Raw genomic sequence first — 18,753 nt, 5'->3', positions numbered from 1 at the left:
ATTCAGGCATCGCCCAGATAGGTCTTGATCGTCTCAATGAATTTTGGAACGGAAATCGGTTTGGAAACATAGGCCTCGCATCCGCCCTGACGGATGCGCTCCTCGTCGCCCTTCATCGCAAAAGCGGTCACGGCAATAACGGGAATGACGTGCAGCTCGTCGTCCTCCTTGAGCCACTTCGTGACTTCCAGGCCGGACACCTCCGGCAGTTGGATGTCCATCAGGATCAGGTCGGGCCGGTGCTTGCGCGCAAGCTCCAGCGCCTCCATGCCGTTGCGCGTCTGGATCGTAGCATAGCCCGAGGCCTCGATCAGGTCGCGGAAGAGCTTCATGTTCAGCTCGTTGTCCTCAACAATCATCACCTGTTTGGGCATGTCGATTCCTTGTTGTCTGCCGCCGCCTTGCAAGTCCACCTAAGACATATAAGTTGCACAACCGACGACTCGACGCATTTCATCGATTGGCAGGCTAGCGCTATTTGGTTGAAAAATAGGTAATTCCGGCCGCCAAATGAGAAGAGGCCCGACATCATGAAGAGTGCTGACGATACGGCGATCGCCATCCTCACCTGGCTCGCGGGCGAGCCGGAACTCATGTCGCGCTTCCTGGCGTTGACCGGCACGGATGTGGCCTCGTTGCGCAGCGCGGCCGGCGATCCAGGCTTCATGGGCGGACTCGTCGCGTTCCTGATGGACCACGAGCCGACCCTGATGGCCTTCTGCACCGCAACCGAGACGCCTCCGGAAGAGGTCGTCCGCGCCCACCACGTCTTTTCCGGTCCGCGAGACTACGGTTGATCGTGGCTGTCTCCATGAACGCGCCGGCAGTCCGTCGGCGCCTTGGGGTGGGTGGATGGCATTTCGGACAAGCATTCTCATTGCCTCAAGTGCAGACGCATCAGAGGCCGGCCGTCCTTGCGCCGGGCGACGGTCTCGAAGCCGGCCGCCTCGAAGATGGCGGTCGAGCCGATATAGAGGGTCACTGATTTCGGCTGTTTGGTATGGTCGATCGGGCACGCATCGACGTAGCGTGCACCCCCCATTCGCGCATGATCGATCGCGGCCGCAAGCATGCGGTGGCTCAATCCCTTGCCGCGCAGCGGCGATGAAAGGAAGAAGCAGCTTACTGCCCAGACGCTTGCGTCCTCCGCCTCACGCTCTTCGAGCGGCCGGGAACAGGTGCGCGGCGAATTGAACTGCGGCACATCATGACGCGGACCGACCTGAACCCAGGCGACCGGCTTTCCCTCCGAATAACCGAGAATGCCGGGCGGCGGCCCGGCCGCGATCCGCGCGCGCATAAAATCCTTTCGCTCCTCGGTCGTCATCTTGCCGCGGATCGCGTAAGGGAGGCGCAAGGCAACGCACCAGCAGCCGCAGAACGCCCCCTTCGGACCGAAGAGGGTCTCGAAATCCGGCCAGCGATCCCTTGTCACCGGCGCAAATTGCAGGGCGATATCCAAAGGAGCCTCCGACCGCCGCCTTGAGACTCAACAGCGTAGAGCGTAAAGTCGCCGCGTTCAACATTTGTTCCCAACGTGTCCGAGAGCGCTCGATCGATCCCCGGCTTCTGCCGAGATTGCCTGAAGGAACAGACCGCCCCGGCGCGACGGTGCCTGGCTTGCGGCAGCCCGCGGCTGCTCAACCATTCCGAACTCTATCAGTTGACCTTGGCACATATCGATTGCGATGCCTTTTACGCCTCGATCGAGAAGCGCGACAATCCGGAGCTCGCCGACAAGCCGGTGATCATCGGCGGCGGCAAGCGCGGCGTCGTCTCCACAGCCTGCTATGTCGCCCGCATCCGCGGCGTGCGCTCGGCGATGCCGATGTTCAAAGCGCTGGAAGCCTGCCCGGACGCGGTCGTGATCAAGCCGAACATGGAGAAATACGTCAGCGTCGGGCGCCAGATCAGGGCCATGATGCTGGAGCTGACACCGCTCGTGCAGCCGCTCTCCATAGACGAGGCCTTTCTCGACCTGAGCGGCACGGAGCGGCTTCACAACGATCCACCCGCCCGAACGCTGGCCCGGTTCGCCAAACGCGTGGAGAACGAGATCGGCATCACCGTTTCCGTCGGCCTTTCCTATTGCAAATTCCTCGCCAAGGTCGCCTCCGACCTGCAGAAGCCACGCGGCTTTTCCGTGATCGGCCAGACCGAGGCCGTGGATTTCCTCAAAGGCCGCCCCGTCACGCTGATCTGGGGCGTCGGAAAGGCCTTTGCTCAGACGCTCGAAAGGGACGGCATCCGCACCATTGGCCAATTGCAGACGATGGAGGAGGCCGACCTCATGCGTCGCTACGGAACAATGGGCCAGCGGCTCTACAGGCTTTCGCGAGGCCTCGACGAAAGGACCGTAGAAGTCGACGGCGAGGCAAAGAGCGTCTCCTCCGAGACGACCTTCAACGACGACCTGTCGCGCCCCGAGGAACTGGTGCAGCATCTCAGGCGATTGAGCGAGCAGGTGGCGTTTCGTCTGCGCAAGTCCGCGCTTGCGGGGCAGACGGTCGTGCTCAAGCTCAAGACCGCGGATTTCAAACTCCGCACGCGCAATCGCCGGCTCGAGAGCCCGACGTGCCTTGCCGACCGCATCTTCCGCACTGGCCTGCACCTCCTCGAAAAGGAGGCAGACGGGACGAAATACCGGCTTATCGGCATCGGCGTCAGCGATCTCGCCGACCCGGCTCTCGCCGACCCGCCGGATCTGGTCGATCCGCAAGCGTCAAGGCGGGCCGCCGCCGAAGAGGCGATCAACAAGCTGCGCGACAAATTTGGGAAAGCTACCGTCGAGACCGGCTACACTTTCGGCGGCCGGCGCCGCGGTCAGTAGTTCGTGGCGCCGCTGCTACGCCGGGGTCAATCCCGGCGCATTACTGCATGATTCCTTAAATCGGAATCGATTTAAGGACAAAATCATACAGCAACTCAAAGTGCTACAGCGACCTTTGCGCGTCCGATCGGACGCGCGGCGCTGTAGGGATAATTTCTTAAATATTGAACGATAGCCTCGTCCGACAGCCCGGCGCACGCGCCGGACACGAAAGCGCGGGCCTATGCGCCGACTCCAATGCGCAGCGCTTCACTGTCGGAACGAGGGTAAGTATTGCGTTTCACTCTCAGGATCGCGTTTGCGGCTCTTGTAATGTCGTCACCGTCCGCGCTTGCGGCCGGCAGCAAGGCGCTGCTGCAAATCGTCGTCTCGATCGAGCAGCAGTCCCTCGTGGTCTACGACGGCGACACTGTGATCGCCACATCGAAGGTCTCCACTGGCAAGGCGGGTCACCCGACGCCGACGGGCATCTTCTCAATCATCGAGAAGCGCCGCCATCACAAATCCAACATCTATTCGAACGCGCCGATGCCGTTCATGCAGCGCCTCACTTGGTCCGGCATCGCGCTGCACGGATCGAACCACGTGCCGGACTACCCGGCCTCGCATGGCTGCGTGCGACTGCCGAGCAAGTTCGCCGCAGCGCTCTACAAGATGACCGGCTACGGTATGCATGTGGTCATATCGGATCGCCAGACCACACCGGTCGAGGTGTCGAGCGCCACGCTGTTCCAGCCAAACCAGTCGCGCCCACGCGGGCCGGCCTTGTCGGACGTGCCGTTGCGCCCGGCGATCGGCGAGTTAAACGAGAACGCCGTCGAAGTCGCCATGGCGGACAAACGCCCCTCGCCGGTCGCATCCGACCAGGAGGAGGCGCCGATTCGCATGCTGATCACCCGGCGCGGCGTGCAAGAGACCGTACGTGATCTCCAGACGCTTCTGAACATGCTCGGCCACGATGCCGGCCCGCTGGACGGCTTCATCGGCCCCGCCACGCTTGCAGCAATCCAGTCGTTCCAAACCGCCGAAGGGTTGCCGGCGGACGGTAAGATGACGCAGGGGCTGATCGAAGCAGTCTTTCGCAAGGCCGGCCGCGGCGCGCCGTCGAACGGTGTGCTTCGGGTGCGTCGGCAATTTCAGCCACTGTTCGAGGCAGACGTCACCATCGCAGAGCCGGGGACGGCGCTTGGAACGCATTTATTGCAATTCCAGGATCTCGACCCAAAGAGCGGACAAGGCAAATGGTTCGGCATTTCCCTTGAAAACCAACTTCCGAAAGCCACAAAAAAACGCCTCGGCATCACAGCCGATGCCGACGCGCCGGCGGCGTTCGACGCAGTTGAGCGGACGCTTAAGCGCATCACCGTGCCCGAGGATGTGCGCGAGCGCATAGCGGGGCTTCTCGTGAACGGCTCGTCCCTTTCGATCACCGACACCGAGTCAGGACTGGAGACTGGCGAGGGAACGGATTTCATCACCACCACGAGGACGCCGCGCAGCTAAGATGCGCACTGCCTGCGTCTCCTCACCGTTTCAGGCTGCTCCAGCCGAGGTCGCCGAGCCTAGACCAGCTCGACGTCGACGACACCGGGGGCGGAGCGAAGGGCGGCGGCGATTTCCGGCGAGATGCGGTATTTCTCGCTGAGTTCGACTTCGATCTCCCGCTGCCCGTTATCCTTGATGACGATGAAGGAAACGAGGCCGTCGCCTTTCGTATTCAGATGCGAGGCGATGGAACGCAAGGGGCCGGAGTCGCGCACATAGACGCGTAGCGCCTTCTGCATTTGCAGCGATTCCTCCTCGAGAGACCGCAACGTCCGGATACGAAGTCCGATGCCCTCCGGCCGCTCCTCCGCATCCACTGTCATGACCAGCGATTTGCCCGGTTCCAACAGATCGCGATGCTGGTTCAGCATCTCGGAAAAAAGGACCGCCTCGAATTGGCCGGATGCGTCGGAAAAGGCGACGATGCCCATCTTGTTGCCGGTGCGGGTTTTGCGCTCCTGCTTCGACGTCACGGTTCCGGCGAGCCGACCTGCCGTCGCCCCCCGCTTCACGGCCGCCGAGAAATCCACGAGTGTCTGGACGCGCATCTTCTCGAGCAGCTTGCTGTAGGTGTCGAGCGGGTGAGCCGAAAGATAGAAACCCAGCACCTGGAACTCGCGGTGCAGCTTCTCCGAAGCAAGCCACGGCGTATAGGCAGGCAGCACGATCTTTTCCGGCCCGGTCGCGGCACCGGCGCCGAACATGTCGCTCTGGCCGCTCAGCTTGTTTTCCTGCGCGCGTTGCGCGAAGCCGAGGACACGGTCGAGCCCACCGATGAGCTCGGCCCGGTCGTAGCCGAAGCAGTCGAAGGCGCCGGCAGCGATCAGGCTTTCGAAGACACGCCGGTTCAAGAGCTTCGGATCGATCCTGAGGCAGAAATCCTCGAGGCTCGCGAAGGGCCGGTCGCCGCGAACCGCAACTATGTGATCGACGGCGGACTCGCCGACGCCCTTGATGGCGGCGAGCGAGTAATAGATGCGGTTGTCGCCGGTCTCGAAATGGCGGAACGAGGTCTGCACGGAAGGTGGTATCACCTGGATCCCGAGACGCTTCGCGTCCTGGCGGAAGTCGTTGACCTTCTCCGTGTTGGACATGTCGAGCGTCATCGACGCCGCGAGGAACTCGACCGGATAGTGCGCCTTCATATAGGCGGTCTGATAGGAGACGATGGCGTAGGCGGCGGCATGCGACTTGTTGAAGCCGTAGTTGGCGAACTTCGCCAGAAGATCGAAGATCAGATCGGCCTGCGGCTTCGAGACGCCGTTCTGGACGGCGCCTTCGACGAAGCGCGCGCGCTGCTTGTCCATCTCCTCCTTGATCTTCTTGCCCATGGCGCGGCGCAACAGGTCGGCCTCGCCGAGCGAATAGCCCGAGAGCACCTGGGCGATCTGCATCACCTGCTCCTGGTAGACGATAACCCCTTGAGTCTCCTTGAGCAGATAATCGATCTTCGGATGGATCGATTCGATCTCTTCCTCGCCGTGCTTGCGAGCATTGTAGACCGGGATGTTTTCCATCGGACCCGGACGATAGAGCGCCACCAGCGCGATGATGTCCTCGATACAGTCCGGACGCATGCCGATCAGCGCCTTGCGCATGCCGGCGCTTTCAACCTGGAAGACGCCGACCGTTTCGCCGCGGGAGAGAATCTCATAGGTCTTCGCGTCGTCGAGCGGGATGCTCGCGAGATCGATCTCGATGCCGCGCTTGGCGACGAAATCGACGGCCGTCTTCAGCACCGTCAGCGTTTTCAGGCCGAGAAAGTCGAATTTGACGAGCCCGGCCTGCTCGACCCACTTCATGTTGAACTGGGTGACCGGCATGTCCGAGCGCGGATCGCGGTACATCGGCACGAGCTGCGAGAGCGGCCGGTCGCCGATGACGATGCCGGCGGCGTGCGTCGAGGCGTGGCGGTAGAGCCCCTCGATCTTCTGGGCAATGTCGAGGAGGCGAGCGACGACCGGCTCCTTTTCCGCCTCCTCCTGCAGACGCGGCTCTTCCTCGATCGCCTTCGAAAGCGGCGTCGGATTTGCCGGATTGTTCGGCACCAGCTTGCAGATCTTGTCGACCTGGCCGTAGGGCATTTCCAGCACCCGGCCGACATCGCGCAGTGCCGCGCGTGCCTGCAGCGATCCGAAGGTGATGATCTGTGCTACCTGCTCGCGGCCGTATTTCTGCTGGACATAGCGGATGACCTCTTCGCGCCGGTCCTGGCAGAAGTCGATGTCGAAGTCGGGCATCGAGACGCGTTCCGGATTGAGGAAGCGCTCGAACAGCAGAGAGAAGCGCATCGGATCGACGTCGGTGATCGTCAGCGCATAGGCGACCAGCGATCCCGCGCCCGAGCCGCGGCCCGGGCCGACTGGGATGTCATGCTGCTTGGCCCATTTGATGAAGTCCGAAACGATCAGGAAGTAGCCCGGAAACTTCATTCGTTCGATGACGCCGAGCTCGAAAGCCAGACGCTCGCGATAAGCCTCTTCCTTGTAACCGGGAGCCATGCCCAGCTTGGCGAGACGCTCCTCGAGTCCCTCCTCCGCCTGTCGGCGAAGCTCCGCCGCCTCGGCCCGCTCCGCCTCCTCGGGGTCGTCCGATACGCCGGTGAAGCGCGGCAGAATCGGCGCGCGTGTCTTCAGCATGAAGCAGCAACGGCGCGCGATCTCGACGGTGTTTTCGAGTGCCTCAGGCAGGTCGGCGAAGAGCACCGCCATCTCCTGGCGGCTCTTCAAATAGTGGTCGGGCGTCAGCCGGAAGCGACTGTCGTCGGAAACGACAGCATTGTGGGCGACGGCCATCAACGCGTCATGGGCGTCATAGTCGGACGGTGAGGGAAAGAAGGCTTCGTTCGTCGCCACGAGCGGAACGTCGAGCCGGTAAGCAAGATCGATCATGCGGTTTTCGTGGCGCCGGTCGAAATTGCCGTGCCGCTGCAGCTCGACATAGAGGCGATCGCCGAAAAGCTCGATGAATGTTTTCAGCCGCGCCTCGGCCAGCGCTGGCGAGCCCGTCTTCAGCGCCATATCGACCGGGCCTCCGCCGGCGCCGGTCAAGGCGATCAGGCCATCGGTACCGCCTTCAGCCAGCCAGGAGCGCTTGATCCGTGCCGCCTGATGCCCCTCGCCTTCGAGATAGGCGCGACTGACCAGATCAACGAGCCGGGTGTAGCCCGCGTCCGTCCCGGCGATCAGGACGATTGCCGGGAGCCTGGCGAATTGCTGCGGATGCCCGCGCCGCTCGCCATCCGGCTCGTCCTCCATGTCGATCGAAAGCTGGCAGCCTATGATCGGCTGCAATCCGTCGTCCGCCGCCTTCTGCGAAAATTCGAGCGCAGCGAAGAGGTTGTTGGTGTCGGCAATACCGATCGCCGGCTGATCGTCGGCAACCGCCTTGCCGATGATCTTCTTCAGTGGCAGCGCGCCTTCAAGCAGGGAGAATGCCGAATGCACACGCAGATGCACGAATTGCGGATCCGCTACACCCGCAGCACCCGGCCCCATGCCTTCGTCGCTCACCATCACCGCACTCCGATTCTGTTCCGGTGCGCAGGATATCCCGTTTCCCGTCGTCGCTGTCCAGTCTTACGGACTGCAGCCGGTTGCTTTTGCGGCTTGTCACAGCTCCGGCGCATCGCCGATCACAAGCCGAGCGCGATCACCGAAATGCTGGCAATGAACAGGGTCATCGATGCAAAGGCAGCAAGATCACGAACGAAATCAGCCATAACTTGTCTCCTTTCCGCTACTGTTCCTTTTTTGTTCCATTTTCGTTCGATAGTCAAGCAAGGGCGCATACAACACCCGCTATTCAGCGGCTATGGTTAATGCAACCACCTGGAGATTGGCTTCACCACATGTGCGATATTGGCTCCATTCAATCGATGCACGCCCCTTGTTCTCATCATAACCGCGCTCGTTACTCGACATGGATCGATGGCGGCCCGGTCCGAATCGCGTCAAAACATCGAGACGCAAGACAGGGACCAGACGATCGCGTTTCCCTCTCCGGTCTCAGTGATGTCCTCTCGCAAGGAGCTACAAATGCGAGTTTGCCTGATTTCAGCCCTTTTCCTGCTGCCCTCGTTCGCAGTTGCCGCCGAGGCAATGGATCCTGCTCGAATCGTCTCGGCCGCGACAGGGGATTGGAACAAGGACGGCGCGAGCGATCTGGCGCTCCTTGTCGCGCCAGCCGAGGGCAGCGACGAGGACAACGCAATTTACCTCTACCTCAAAAGCGATGTCGGCAAACTGACGCTCAACTCGGTCATACCGGATAAGGTCTGGGGACAATTCGAGCTTTACGGTCAGGCTCCCTCGGTCAGTGCCCTGCCCAACGGCTCGATACAGATCACCTCGCACAACGACGCCGTCGGCCGCGAGCGCTGGGAGCAGAAGCTGACGATCGCTTACCGCAACGGCGACTTCGTCGTCGCCGGCTACACCTTTTCGTCCTACGACACGCTCGACCCCGAGAACACCCTGCAGTGCGACTTCAACGTGCTGAACGGCAAGGGAACGACGAACGGCAAGCCGATCGCCTCGAAGGGCGCCACCGTTCTTTTGAAGAATTGGCGCGACGAAATGGGCCAGAAGGCGTGCGGCGCGGGATAGATCTGCGGCGGGGTTTGTTCCCTATTTGTTCTTTACAACCGGACCGAGCTGCGGCATCCTCAAGAAGCAATCGAGGGACCGCGCATGATCAATATCGAGGAACTGACAGACTTCATCGTCGAGGCGAAGTCGAAGACCTATGTGGGTGACGGCGCAGAGTTGCCCGCTTCCAGGCAGGGCTCCCACGACATCGGCCATCAGCGCGGCGCGTGGCGCTATCTCGACAGCTATTTCGGCGGAAGGGACTTTGCCGGCCAGGAAGCCGTTTGGCACCATGACAAGCCGTGCTGGGCGATGAACTATTTCGGCCGCATCGTCCGTCCGGATCTTATCGATGCGCAGAGAGCCGGCACCGTGATCAGGGCCGCGCTTCAGACGATGTACCGTGAGAAGGGCCACTTCCTCGGCGGCATGGAATACCAGCATGCCTATGGTTGCTATATCGACAGCAGCCGCGGCGAAACGGAGCATTTTTCCGGACGAGAAATCATCTTCGTCGATGGCGAGGAGGCCTACGAGCTCGACTACCGCGGCGGCCTCATCATTCCCTGACGTTCTGTTCGGGCGAAAGCCGGCCGGGCTGATTTCACATCGGGGGCCGATCTCGCGGGGGCGCGATCACGCGAAACTATCGCAGTTCGACGATCTTCCCGTCCTCGATCGTCACGCAGCGGTCCATAAGCGCGGCGAGCTCGTGATTGTGGGTGGCGATCAGCGCCGCGAGCCCGGATTGGCGCGCCAGCGCTTCCAGCGCCTCGAAGACATAGCCGGCGGTCTCGGGATCGAGATTGCCCGTGGGTTCGTCGGCGAGAAGGATCAACGGCGCATTCGCCACCGCTCGGGCGATTGCCACACGCTGCTGCTCGCCGCCGGAAAGCTCGCCCGGCCGATGCGCAGCGCGATGGCCGATCCGCATATAGTCTAACAGCGCTTCGGCCCGTTTCGCCGCCTCGGCCTTGGGCAGGCCGGCAATCAGTTGCGGCATCATGATGTTTTCGAGTGCCGAGAATTCCGGCAGGAGATGGTGAAACTGGTAGACGAAACCGATCTCGTTGCGGCGGATCGCGGTACGCTGGTCGTCGCTGAGTCCGTTGCAGGCTACGCCGTTCACGACCACGTCGCCCTCGTCCGGATGTTCGAGCAAGCCAGCGATGTGAAGCAGCGTCGACTTTCCCGTACCGGACGGTGCGACGAGGGCAACCGTCTCGCCGCTGCGCAAGGTCAGATCGACGCCTTTGAGGATCGGCAGGAAAGTGTCGCCTTCGCCATAGTGCCGCTCGACGCCGGAAAGCTGCAGTGCCACGCGCGCATTCATTTAAGCTGTTGTCCTTGTTATTCGTATCGCAGGGCCTGCACCGGATCGAGGCGCGAAGCGCGCCAGGCAGGGAAGATCGTGGCAAGGAAGGAAAGTGCAAGCGCCATGACGACGACGGCGACGGTTTCATCGGCGTTCATATCGGCCGGAAGCTGGCTTAGGAAGTAGAGTTCCGGATCGAAGAGCGTCGTCCCGGAGATCCAGGAAAAGAACTGGCGGATCGACTCGATGTTGAGGCAGACGGCAATCCCGAGGATCACGCCCGCAATCGTTCCGGCGACGCCGATTGCCGCGCCCGTCATGAAGAAAATGCGCATCACAGAGCCGGAAGTCGCGCCCATGGTCCTAAGGATAGCTATGTCGCTGCCCTTGTCCTTGACGAGCATGATGAGCCCCGAAACGATGTTCAGGGCCGCCACAAGCACGATCAACGTCAGGATCATGAACATCACGTTGCGCTCAACCGCGAGCGCGGAGAAGAAGGTCCTGTTGCGGTCGCGCCAATCGGTGATGAAGATCTGCCGGCCGGCTGCCTCCTCGACGGGCTTGCGCAAAGCATCGATCGCATCCGGATGCTCGGCGAAAATCTCGATCGATTGCACGAGGCCTTCGGCGTTGAAATAAAGCTGCGCTTCCTCGAGCGGCATGAAGATGATCGTCGCGTCATATTCCGACATGCCCATCTCGAAGATCGCCGAGACCGTATAGGCCTTGACCCGCGGGTTCATGCCCATCGGAGTCACGTCGCCATTCGGTGAGGTGAGCGTGATCGTGCCGCCGACGCGAAGCCCCAGCTGCTCGGCCATGCGCGAGCCGATCGCCACGCCGCTGCCTGAGGCGAAGCCGACGAGATCGCCGGACTGGATGTGCTCTGAGATCGATTTCAGCTTCATGAGATCGTCCGCGCGTATGCCGCGGACGAGGGCGCCGGTGGAGGCGTCGCCGAAGCCTTGCGCGAGGACTTGCCCCTCGACCAACGGGATGGCCATCGTCACGCCCGGAACCGCCGAGAATTTGGTGGCGAGATCGGCATAATCCGTGAGCGGGCCATCCAGCGGCTGAACGATCATATGGCCGTTCATGCCGAGGATGCGCGAAATGAGCTCGGTGCGGAAGCCGTTCATCACCGCCATGACAATGATCAGCGTTGCGACGCCAAGCATGATGCCAATGAAGGAGAAGCCGGCGATGACCGAGATGAATGCTTCCTTTCGCCGCGAACGCAGATAGCGCCAGGCAACCAAGCGCTCGAAAGCGGAAAAAGGACGGCTGGAAGAAGTGCCGGATGATGCGGCTGCCTGCACTTGCTCTTCCGTCGCCGCAGTCATCTCGATACCTTCGCCTCTTATTTCGTTGCAATCAGCTTGTTGATCGCGGCTTCAACCGTCATCGTTTCGCGCGCGCCGGTCTTGCGGTCCTTCACCTCGACCTCGCCATTGGCGATCGAACGCGGTCCGACGATTACCTGTACCGGGACGCCGATCAAATCGGCGGTCGCGAATTTTGCGCCGGCCCGATCGTCCGTATCGTCCAGCAGCACGTCGAATCCGGCCTTGCCGAGATCGGAGTAGAGCGTGCCGCAGGCCGCGTCGCAAGCGGCATCGCCCGCTTTCATATTGATGACGACCACATCGAAGGGCGCAATGCTCTTCGGCCAGATAATGCCGTTTTCGTCGTGCGACGCCTCGATGATCGCCGGCACGAGGCGGGTCGGACCGATGCCGTAGGAACCCATATGCACCGTGCGTTCCTTGCCGTCCGGCCCAAGCACCTTGGCGCCCATGGCTTCGGAATATTTCGTGCCGAAATAGAAGATGTGACCGACCTCGATGCCGCGCGCCGACAAGCGTTCACCTTCAGGAACGGCGTTGAAGGCAGCCTCGTCGTGCATTTCCGAAGTCGCCGCATAGCGCGCGGTCCACTTGTCGAAGATCGCCTTGAGGCCCGCGACATCGTCGAAATTCGTGTCCTCACCCGGAATATCGAAGCCGAGAAAATCCTTGTGGCAGAAGACTTCGGACTCGCCGGTGTCTGCGAGGATGATGAATTCGTGGCTCAGGTTTCCGCCGATCGGGCCGGTATCGGCGCGCATCGGAATGGCGCGCAGGCCCATGCGATCGAAGGTGCGCAGATAGGCGGCGAACATCCGGTTATAGGCATGCTCCGCCCCTTCCCGGTCGAGGTCGAAGGAGTAGGCATCCTTCATCAGGAACTCGCGCGAGCGCATGGTGCCGAAGCGCGGACGGATCTCGTCCCGGAACTTCAACTGGATGTGATAGAGATTGAGGGGCAGGTCGCGATAGGACTTCACGTACGCACGGAAGACGTCCGTGATCATCTCCTCGTTCGTCGGACCGTAAAGCATCGGCCGATCCTGCCGGTCCTTGATGCGCAGCATCTCCTTGCCATAGGCATCATAGCGCCCGCTCTCCTGCCAGAGCTCCGCCGATTGCAGCGTCGGCATCAGGAGCTCGATGGCGCCGGAGCGGTTCTGCTCTTCGCGAATGATCGCATTGACCTTATCGAGCACGCGCTTGCCGAGCGGCAGCCAGGTATAGATGCCGGCCGACTGCTGACGGATCATGCCTGTCCTCAGCATCAGACGATGGGAAACGATCTCCGCTTCCTTCGGATTTTCCTTCAAGATGGGCATGAAATAGCGGGACAGGCGCATGGCAGGTTCCAGAACTGGTGACTCTCGCACTATCGATGGATTCGGGCGAAATGACGTTGTGCTTCGGCCGGCCTTTTCGCCCTGCGACCAGGGGAAGGCGGCTGTTGCCTTTTCAAATAGGGCTCTTGATTTTCCCGACGGCACCGCCGGCGGGAAGCCTTCGAGTTCAGCGTTCATAACTGCTTCGCGCGCGGAAGGAAACCCTGCCGCCGCTCCATAGTTCCTCAGATCATGGTCGACCTATGAACAGGATCACGCAGCGATCGAGACTGCTCCTGAAGCGGCATTGTAGGGCAAGAAGGCTACGCGCGAGCGGATATCCAGACGGAAACGGGAGCATCGCCTGCGTCAAAAGAGCACGTTAGTAACAGGACGAAGGCGCTTCCTGTCAACGGGAAAATTTTGCCCGACTGTAGCAAAAATGCAAAAAAACCAGATGACAGGGCCTAATGTTTGAGCTAATTTCGGCTCACAAAAGAGGCAAGAAGACCAAATTCTTGTCGAAATTCGCGGTCAAGTCTTGGGAGGATAAGATCTTAGGCGCGCTCGTTCGCTGCCGCCGGAAACGGATTAAAGATCACGCGAAACTTGAAAACAAGGCTTTGGCCTTGTTTTTTTTTGGTTTTTCTCTTCGCTCCACAGCGAAGCAGTTGCGCGAAGATGTCAATTCCTTGGCTGTCAAGTGGGCGCCCCCGTGACGAATGGGCCACCGCTGCGTCCGGCCTGCGGATATGATGTCGACGCCCCGCCCTGCACCTCCGGTTGCGAGCGACACAGCGGCACCCCTTAAACAAGGGCTTTTGCTCCTTGGCACGGTTTTTGCCCAACGCGCAACGCGCGGTGGATCATCATGCTTCAATAAAATTTCGGCGCGAAACGGGGTATGGCGTCGATGCCGTAGCCAAGCTTCACCGAGAAGACGTACCAGCAGAGATGGATGATCGCGGCGATGACCGTCGTCAGCAGCACGACGCGCAGCGCGCGAAACCGCGCCGGAGCGCTCTCCGTGCTTCCCGGCACGACGTCGTTCTCCTCGGCCTGCGTGCGAACCCCGAAGGGCAATACGGCGAATAGGGTGATCCACCAGATGATGAAGTAGATGGCAAAGATCGAAAACAGAGACATCCCGGGATCTCGAAGATAGTGCACGTCGGCCCAAACCCGTGCAGCATTAGGTACGACGACACGCATGAAAGCGTTCGGATCACACCGCCTGTCGGATGTCGGCAGCCACGCTCCAAAACGTTCCGGGGTGGCTTATAGCGCCGCGCGGGCCTCCCGGCAAATATGCGCCCCGCGCCCGACTGTCACACCTCCTCGAGTTCGATTAAGGTCCCTTGGAAGTCCTTGGGGTGAAGGAAGAGTACCGGTTTGCCATGCGCGCCGATCTTCGGATTGCCGTCGCCGAGCACGCGCGCCCCGGCCTGCCTCAGCCGATTGCGTGCCGCGATGATGTCCGCAACCTCGTAGCAGATGTGATGCATGCCGCCGGCCGGGTTCTTCTCCAGGAAAGCCGCAATCGGCGAGGCCTCGCCGAGCGGCTCGAGCAATTCCACCTTGGTGTTGGGAAGCGTCACGAACACCACGGTCACGCCGTGCTCTGGCAACGCCTGCGGCTCTGTCACCACGGCTCCGAGCGTCGATCGATAGCTCTCGGCGGCGGACGACAGATCCGGCACGGCGATCGCCACATGGTTCACTCTTCCGAGCATCGAGCCTCCCACCCTTCAGTATCAGCCCCTAGCGCTGCGCGGTTCAGTCGGACGCATAGGAATCGTCGTAGCGCTTCGAACTGCTGCAGGTACTTGGATCGATGGCAATCCAAGAACACCAAGCTTTACACCGCTGGAAGCACATGAAAAATCAGACTTTGGTGACAAAGACCGTCACGACCGGTTTCTTACCCCAGATCTGATTGGCCGTGCTGCGCACCGCGCGGCGAACCGCTTCCTGCAGCATCGCGAGATCCTTCCGCTTCGCCCGCGGGATGCTCTCCACCGCGCCCAGCACCGCATCGTAGAGCGTGTCGTCCATCGCCTCGCCCTCGTCGTCATATTCGGGAAGGCCGATCGGAACGACATCTGGGTCGCCCAGGAAATCATAGCGGTTGTCGAGCACGACATTGACGGCGACGTGGCCGGCAAAGGAGAGCTTGCGGCGCTCGCCGATCCCCATCTCGTCGAAATCGCCGATCAGAGTCCCGTCCTTGTAAATGCGGCCATGCGGCGCTTCGTCGACGACCTCCGCCGGGCCTGGCGCAAGCCGCAGAATTTGGCCGTTGCGCAACTTCGGCACATTGGCGATGCCCGACTGCAGCGCAAGCTCGGCATGCGCCGTCAGATGCGCCGCCTCGCCGTGCACCGGCACGACGATCTCAGGCTTTAGCCATTGATACATCTGCTGCAGTTCGTTGCGACGCGGATGGCCGGAGACATGCACCAGCGCATCGCTGTCGGTGATGATGTGGATGCCCTGCTCGATCAAGCCGTTCTTGATGTCATTGATCGCCTTTTCGTTGCCGGGGATGGTGCGCGACGAGAAGACAATCGTGTCGCCGGCCGAGAACGCCACATTGCGCATCTCGTCGCGGGCGATCTTGGCAAGGGCCGCGCGCGGCTCCCCCTGACTGCCCGTCAGGATGACCACGACCTTGTCGCGCGGAATGTAGCCGAACTCGTCCTCAGCCAGGAACGGCCTCAGCCCCTCCATGATGCCGATGTCCTTCGCGACATCGACGACGCGCTTCATCGAACTGCCGAGCAGCAGCACATCGCGGCCGGCAGCCTCAGCCGCTTCCGCGACCGACCGGATGCGTCCGACGTTGGAGGAGAAGGTGGTGATGCCGACCCGCCCCTCGGCGTTCGCGATGATCTTCGCCAGACTTTGCGAAACCTCCCGTTCGGACGGCGATACACCGTCGCGCAGCGCATTGGTCGAATCGCAAACGAGCGCCAGCACGCCTTCTTCGCCGATCTGTCGGAAGCGCCCCTCGTTGGTCATCGGTCCCAAGGAAGGCTCGAGGTCGATCTTCCAGTCGCCCGTATGCACGACAGTGCCAAGCGGAGTGCGGATGATCAGCGACATCGGCTCCGGGATCGAATGATTGACGCCAACAGCCTCGATGCTGAAGGGGCCGATATTGATGCGGTCGCCCGCCTTGAAGATCGTGATCGGGATCTCGCCGCGGCTCTTCTCGAAGTCGCGCTTGGCCTCCAGCATTCCGGCGGTGAAGGGCGAAGCATAGACGGGAACGTTCAGGCCGGGCCACAGATCGTTGAGCGCACCATAATGGTCCTCATGCGCATGCGTGATGATGATCGCCTTCAGATTGCGCCGTTCCTCTGCCAGGAAGCCGATATCGGGCAGCACCAATTCGACGCCGGGCAGCTCCGGCCCGGGAAAGGTCACGCCGCAATCGACCATGATCCATTGGCGGTTGCCCGGCTTGCCATAGCCGTAAAGGCCGAGGTTCATGCCGATTTCGCCGACGCCGCCGAGCGGCAAGAACACCAATTCTTCGTCCTGCGCCATTTCTTGATGCGCCTCTATTTCTCATTCATCCGAAAAAATACGTCCCCCGCCGCGATCGCCTGCGGCGCGCCGGAGCCCGTGTCGAGTATCAGCCGGCCGTCCTGATCAATACCGACAAAACGGCCGGAAAGCGACCGGTCGGGGAGGTTGACGGTGATCGCCTCGCCAACACCCCTGGCCGCGGCGCGCCACTCGGCGATGATCGATGCGACGCCGGCGCCATGATTCCAGGTGGCAAGCGTCTCGGCCATCGTCACGAAGAGATGCGCAAAAAGCTCTTCAGGCGAGATCGTCGCGCCCGCTAGCCGCAGCGAAGTAACCGGATAAAGCGCTTCCGCCGGGATGGTTGCGACGTTGATGCCACAGCCGATCACCAGCGCGTGGCGTCCGTCCGGCAGGCTCTCCCCTTCGAGGAGAATGCCGCAGGTCTTCCGCCCGTCGATGAGGATGTCGTTCGGCCACTTGATCGCCACCTCGGGCGAGCCCGGCGGCATTACCCGCCGAATCGCCCGGTGAACGGCGACCGCCGCAGCGAGCGGCAGCGAGTGCAGTTTTTCGACCGGCGCCGGATCGATGAGGAGCAGCGATGCATAGAGATTGCCGGGCTCCGAGAACCAGGCGCGGCCGCGCCGCCCCCTGCCCCCGGTCTGGCGCGTTGCAGTGATCCAGAGATTGCCTGGATCACCCTCCCGCGCCCTTGCCAGGCACTCGCTGTTGGTCGAGACGGTTTCCGCAAGCGAGACATGCCGGAAATCGTCAGGCGAAATCCGGCCGCCGGCTGGTCCGCCGGTCAAAAGAAAGTCCGGGCCGCGGCTTCCGCGGCGTTTCCAAGCGGGCCGCCGATCAGCACGTAGCCGAGCACGAAGAGGCCGGACAGTCCGAAGACCAGCCGCAATTCGCCGGCCGTACGGGCAAACTCGCCCTTGGCTTCGTCGAACCACATGACCTTGATGACGCGCAGGTAATAATAGGCGCCCACGACGGAAGCGAGCACACCGATAATCGCCAGCGCATAGAGTTGCGCCTCGATCGCCGCAACGAAGACGAAGTACTTGGCGAAAAAGCCGGCAAGCGGCGGGATACCCGCGAGCGAGAACATGAGGATCGTCAGCACGGTCGCCATGAACGGGTTGGTCTGCGACAGGCCGGCGAGGTCGTCGATCCCCTCGACGTGCTCGCCGTCCCTGCGGCGCATGGCGAGAATGCAGGCAAAGGTGCCGAGCGTCATGACCATGTAGATGAGCATGTAGAGGATCACGCCGCGCACGCCCGCCATCGAGCCGGCAGCAAGTCCCACCAGTGCATAGCCCATGTGGCCGATCGAGGAATAGGCCATCAGCCGCTTGATGTTGCGCTGGCCGATCGCAGCGAAGGAGCCGAGCAGCATGGAGGCGATCGAGATGAAGACGACGATCTGCTGCCAGTCGGCGACGACCGGTTCGAAGGCGTCGATGACGATGCGGACGAGCATCGCCATGGCCGCAACCTTCGGCGCGCCGGCAAAGAAGGCAGTCACCGGTGTCGGTGCGCCTTCATAGACGTCCGGCGTCCACATATGGAACGGAACGGCGGAGATCTTGAAGGCGAGGCCGGCAAGGATGAATACCAGCCCGAAGATGAGGCCCAGTGAACGACCCTCCGCCGTCAGTGCCGCCGCAATCTCTTCGAAGCCGGTATGGCCGGTGAAGCCATAGACGAGCGACATGCCATAAAGCAGCATGCCCGATGAAAGGGCGCCGAGAACGAAATATTTGAGACCGGCCTCCGTCGAACGGATGCTGTCACGGTTGATCGCCGCCACGACGTACAGCGAGAGCGACTGCAGCTCGAGCGACAGATAAAGCGAGATCAGGTCGTTGGCCGAGATCATCAGCAGCATGCCGAGAGTCGCAAGCAGCAGCAGTACCGGGAACTCGAAACGGTCGATCTGTGCCGAGCGGGCATGACCGACGGTCATCACCATCACGGTGATCGAACCGATCAATGCCAGGACCTTCATGAACTTCGCGAACGGGTCCGAAAGGAACGCGCCGGCATAGGCCTCGCCATTGCCGATCTTCAGCACGAGCCACAGCCCGGCGATGATCAGCACGGCCACCGACAGCCCGGTCACCGTCGACGCGGATCGTTCGCTCGAAAAGACGCCGACCATCAGCAGCACCAGCGCGCCGATCGCGAGGATCAGCTCGGGCACCGAGAGTTGCAGGCTTGCAATAAGGGTTTCAGCAGTCATGTCCAATCACGTCCTGTG

18 protein-coding genes are annotated in these 18,753 nt (G+C 61.6%); 6 read left to right on the top strand and 12 right to left on the bottom strand.

The annotated features are described in order from the left end of the window. Positions 1-2 precede the first annotated feature (2 nt). Positions 3-374, bottom strand: a complete 372-nt coding sequence (locus AYK65_RS06545) for a response regulator (protein WP_003537642.1) — start codon at positions 372-374, stop codon at positions 3-5. A gap of 156 nt (positions 375-530) precedes the next feature. On the opposite strand from AYK65_RS06545, the gene AYK65_RS06540 reads away from it, so the two are divergent. Next, positions 531-797 carry a DUF3572 domain-containing protein gene (locus AYK65_RS06540; protein WP_026612492.1) on the top strand — a complete coding sequence of 89 codons (267 nt, stop codon included), beginning with the start codon at positions 531-533 and terminating at the stop codon, positions 795-797. 77 nt (positions 798-874) lie between these two features. Here the strand turns inward: AYK65_RS06540 and AYK65_RS06535 are convergent, their stop codons facing one another. Beyond that, complete coding sequence (locus tag AYK65_RS06535; protein WP_081158062.1) at positions 875-1,462, bottom strand: GNAT family N-acetyltransferase; 588 nt, start codon at positions 1,460-1,462, stop codon at positions 875-877. Positions 1,463-1,537: 75 nt separating this feature from the next. Between AYK65_RS06535 and AYK65_RS06530 the strand changes: the two genes are divergently transcribed. Further along, on the top strand, positions 1,538-2,830 hold the full coding sequence (locus tag AYK65_RS06530) for a DNA polymerase IV (RefSeq protein WP_046118298.1): 1,293 nt from the start codon (positions 1,538-1,540) through the stop codon (positions 2,828-2,830). 273 nt (positions 2,831-3,103) lie between these two features. Next, positions 3,104-4,333: a L,D-transpeptidase family protein gene (locus tag AYK65_RS06520; protein WP_081158061.1), complete on the top strand. Its 1,230-nt coding sequence runs from the start codon at positions 3,104-3,106 to the stop codon at positions 4,331-4,333. A 59-nt stretch (positions 4,334-4,392) separates the two neighbouring features. Here the strand turns inward: AYK65_RS06520 and dnaE are convergent, their stop codons facing one another. After that, the gene (dnaE, locus tag AYK65_RS06515; RefSeq protein WP_081158060.1) at positions 4,393-7,890 is read right to left on the bottom strand and encodes a DNA polymerase III subunit alpha; all 3,498 of its coding nucleotides are present in this window, start codon (positions 7,888-7,890) and stop codon (positions 4,393-4,395) included. Positions 7,891-8,009: 119 nt separating this feature from the next. Then, on the bottom strand, positions 8,010-8,153 hold the full coding sequence (locus tag AYK65_RS32335; protein ID WP_167549644.1) for a hypothetical protein: 144 nt from the start codon (positions 8,151-8,153) through the stop codon (positions 8,010-8,012). A gap of 259 nt (positions 8,154-8,412) precedes the next feature. On the opposite strand from AYK65_RS32335, the gene AYK65_RS06510 reads away from it, so the two are divergent. Beyond that, positions 8,413-8,982: an FG-GAP repeat protein gene (locus AYK65_RS06510; RefSeq protein ID WP_081158059.1), complete on the top strand. Its 570-nt coding sequence runs from the start codon at positions 8,413-8,415 to the stop codon at positions 8,980-8,982. Between the two features lie 84 nt (positions 8,983-9,066). Continuing rightward, the gene (locus AYK65_RS06505) at positions 9,067-9,534 is read left to right on the top strand and encodes a DUF5680 domain-containing protein (RefSeq protein ID WP_026612498.1); all 468 of its coding nucleotides are present in this window, start codon (positions 9,067-9,069) and stop codon (positions 9,532-9,534) included. Positions 9,535-9,610: 76 nt separating this feature from the next. Here AYK65_RS06505 and AYK65_RS06500 read toward each other — a convergent pair whose 3' ends face one another. The 3 genes from AYK65_RS06500 to proS are packed head-to-tail and all read right to left on the bottom strand — an operon-like array spanning position 9,611 to position 12,971. Next, positions 9,611-10,297, bottom strand: coding sequence for an ABC transporter ATP-binding protein (locus tag AYK65_RS06500; protein ID WP_026612499.1), 687 nt, complete (start codon positions 10,295-10,297; stop codon positions 9,611-9,613). A 17-nt stretch (positions 10,298-10,314) separates the two neighbouring features. After that, positions 10,315-11,625, bottom strand: a complete 1,311-nt coding sequence (locus AYK65_RS06495) for a lipoprotein-releasing ABC transporter permease subunit (protein WP_026612500.1) — start codon at positions 11,623-11,625, stop codon at positions 10,315-10,317. Between the two features lie 17 nt (positions 11,626-11,642). After that, positions 11,643-12,971 (bottom strand): proline--tRNA ligase, encoded by a 1,329-nt coding sequence (gene proS / locus AYK65_RS06490; RefSeq protein ID WP_081158058.1) that lies wholly within the window; start codon positions 12,969-12,971, stop codon positions 11,643-11,645. Between the two features lie 497 nt (positions 12,972-13,468). Here proS and AYK65_RS06485 point away from each other — a divergent pair, with 497 nt between their 5' ends. Then, complete coding sequence (locus tag AYK65_RS06485) at positions 13,469-13,669, top strand: hypothetical protein (protein WP_046118540.1); 201 nt, start codon at positions 13,469-13,471, stop codon at positions 13,667-13,669. A 157-nt stretch (positions 13,670-13,826) separates the two neighbouring features. On the opposite strand, the gene AYK65_RS06480 is transcribed toward AYK65_RS06485, so the two are convergent. The 5 genes from AYK65_RS06480 to nuoN all read right to left on the bottom strand — a co-directional run bounded on the left by AYK65_RS06480 (position 13,827) and on the right by nuoN (position 18,735). Continuing rightward, positions 13,827-14,096, bottom strand: coding sequence for a DUF1467 family protein (locus AYK65_RS06480; RefSeq protein WP_026612502.1), 270 nt, complete (start codon positions 14,094-14,096; stop codon positions 13,827-13,829). Positions 14,097-14,278: 182 nt separating this feature from the next. Then, a complete protein-coding gene (gene mce / locus AYK65_RS06475; RefSeq protein ID WP_026612503.1) occupies positions 14,279-14,683 on the bottom strand; it encodes a methylmalonyl-CoA epimerase in 405 nt (134 codons plus the stop codon). A gap of 151 nt (positions 14,684-14,834) precedes the next feature. Then, on the bottom strand, positions 14,835-16,502 hold the full coding sequence (locus tag AYK65_RS06470) for a ribonuclease J (protein ID WP_026612504.1): 1,668 nt from the start codon (positions 16,500-16,502) through the stop codon (positions 14,835-14,837). Between the two features lie 14 nt (positions 16,503-16,516). Continuing rightward, on the bottom strand, positions 16,517-17,296 hold the full coding sequence (locus tag AYK65_RS06465; RefSeq protein ID WP_026612505.1) for a biotin--[acetyl-CoA-carboxylase] ligase: 780 nt from the start codon (positions 17,294-17,296) through the stop codon (positions 16,517-16,519). Next, the gene (nuoN, locus tag AYK65_RS06460) at positions 17,293-18,735 is read right to left on the bottom strand and encodes an NADH-quinone oxidoreductase subunit NuoN (protein WP_026612506.1); all 1,443 of its coding nucleotides are present in this window, start codon (positions 18,733-18,735) and stop codon (positions 17,293-17,295) included. The genes AYK65_RS06465 and nuoN overlap by 4 nt, the downstream gene beginning before the upstream one ends. Between the last annotated feature and the right edge of the window lie 18 nt (positions 18,736-18,753).

The sequence above is a fragment of the Ensifer aridi genome (assembly GCF_002078505.1).
Taxonomy (GTDB): Bacteria; Pseudomonadota; Alphaproteobacteria; order Rhizobiales; family Rhizobiaceae; genus Sinorhizobium; species Sinorhizobium aridi.
The sequence above is the reverse complement of the archived record's forward strand: the minus strand, read 5'-3'. Positions and strand labels throughout refer to the sequence as shown.

Coding starts and splice junctions, on each gene's coding strand:
- nuoN (WP_026612506.1), bottom strand. CDS start 18,735: ATGACTGCTGAAACCCTTATTGCAAGCCTGCAACTCTCGGTGCCCGAG.
- AYK65_RS06495 (WP_026612500.1), bottom strand. CDS start 11,625: ATGACTGCGGCGACGGAAGAGCAAGTGCAGGCAGCCGCATCATCCGGC.
- AYK65_RS06480 (WP_026612502.1), bottom strand. CDS start 14,096: ATGTCTCTGTTTTCGATCTTTGCCATCTACTTCATCATCTGGTGGATC.
- AYK65_RS06540 (WP_026612492.1), top strand. CDS start 531: ATGAAGAGTGCTGACGATACGGCGATCGCCATCCTCACCTGGCTCGCG.
- mce (WP_026612503.1), bottom strand. CDS start 14,683: ATGCTCGGAAGAGTGAACCATGTGGCGATCGCCGTGCCGGATCTGTCG.
- AYK65_RS06470 (WP_026612504.1), bottom strand. CDS start 16,502: ATGGCGCAGGACGAAGAATTGGTGTTCTTGCCGCTCGGCGGCGTCGGC.
- AYK65_RS06505 (WP_026612498.1), top strand. CDS start 9,067: ATGATCAATATCGAGGAACTGACAGACTTCATCGTCGAGGCGAAGTCG.
- proS (WP_081158058.1), bottom strand. CDS start 12,971: ATGCGCCTGTCCCGCTATTTCATGCCCATCTTGAAGGAAAATCCGAAG.
- dnaE (WP_081158060.1), bottom strand. CDS start 7,890: ATGGTGAGCGACGAAGGCATGGGGCCGGGTGCTGCGGGTGTAGCGGAT.
- AYK65_RS06510 (WP_081158059.1), top strand. CDS start 8,413: ATGCGAGTTTGCCTGATTTCAGCCCTTTTCCTGCTGCCCTCGTTCGCA.
- AYK65_RS06545 (WP_003537642.1), bottom strand. CDS start 374: ATGCCCAAACAGGTGATGATTGTTGAGGACAACGAGCTGAACATGAAG.
- AYK65_RS06500 (WP_026612499.1), bottom strand. CDS start 10,297: ATGAATGCGCGCGTGGCACTGCAGCTTTCCGGCGTCGAGCGGCACTAT.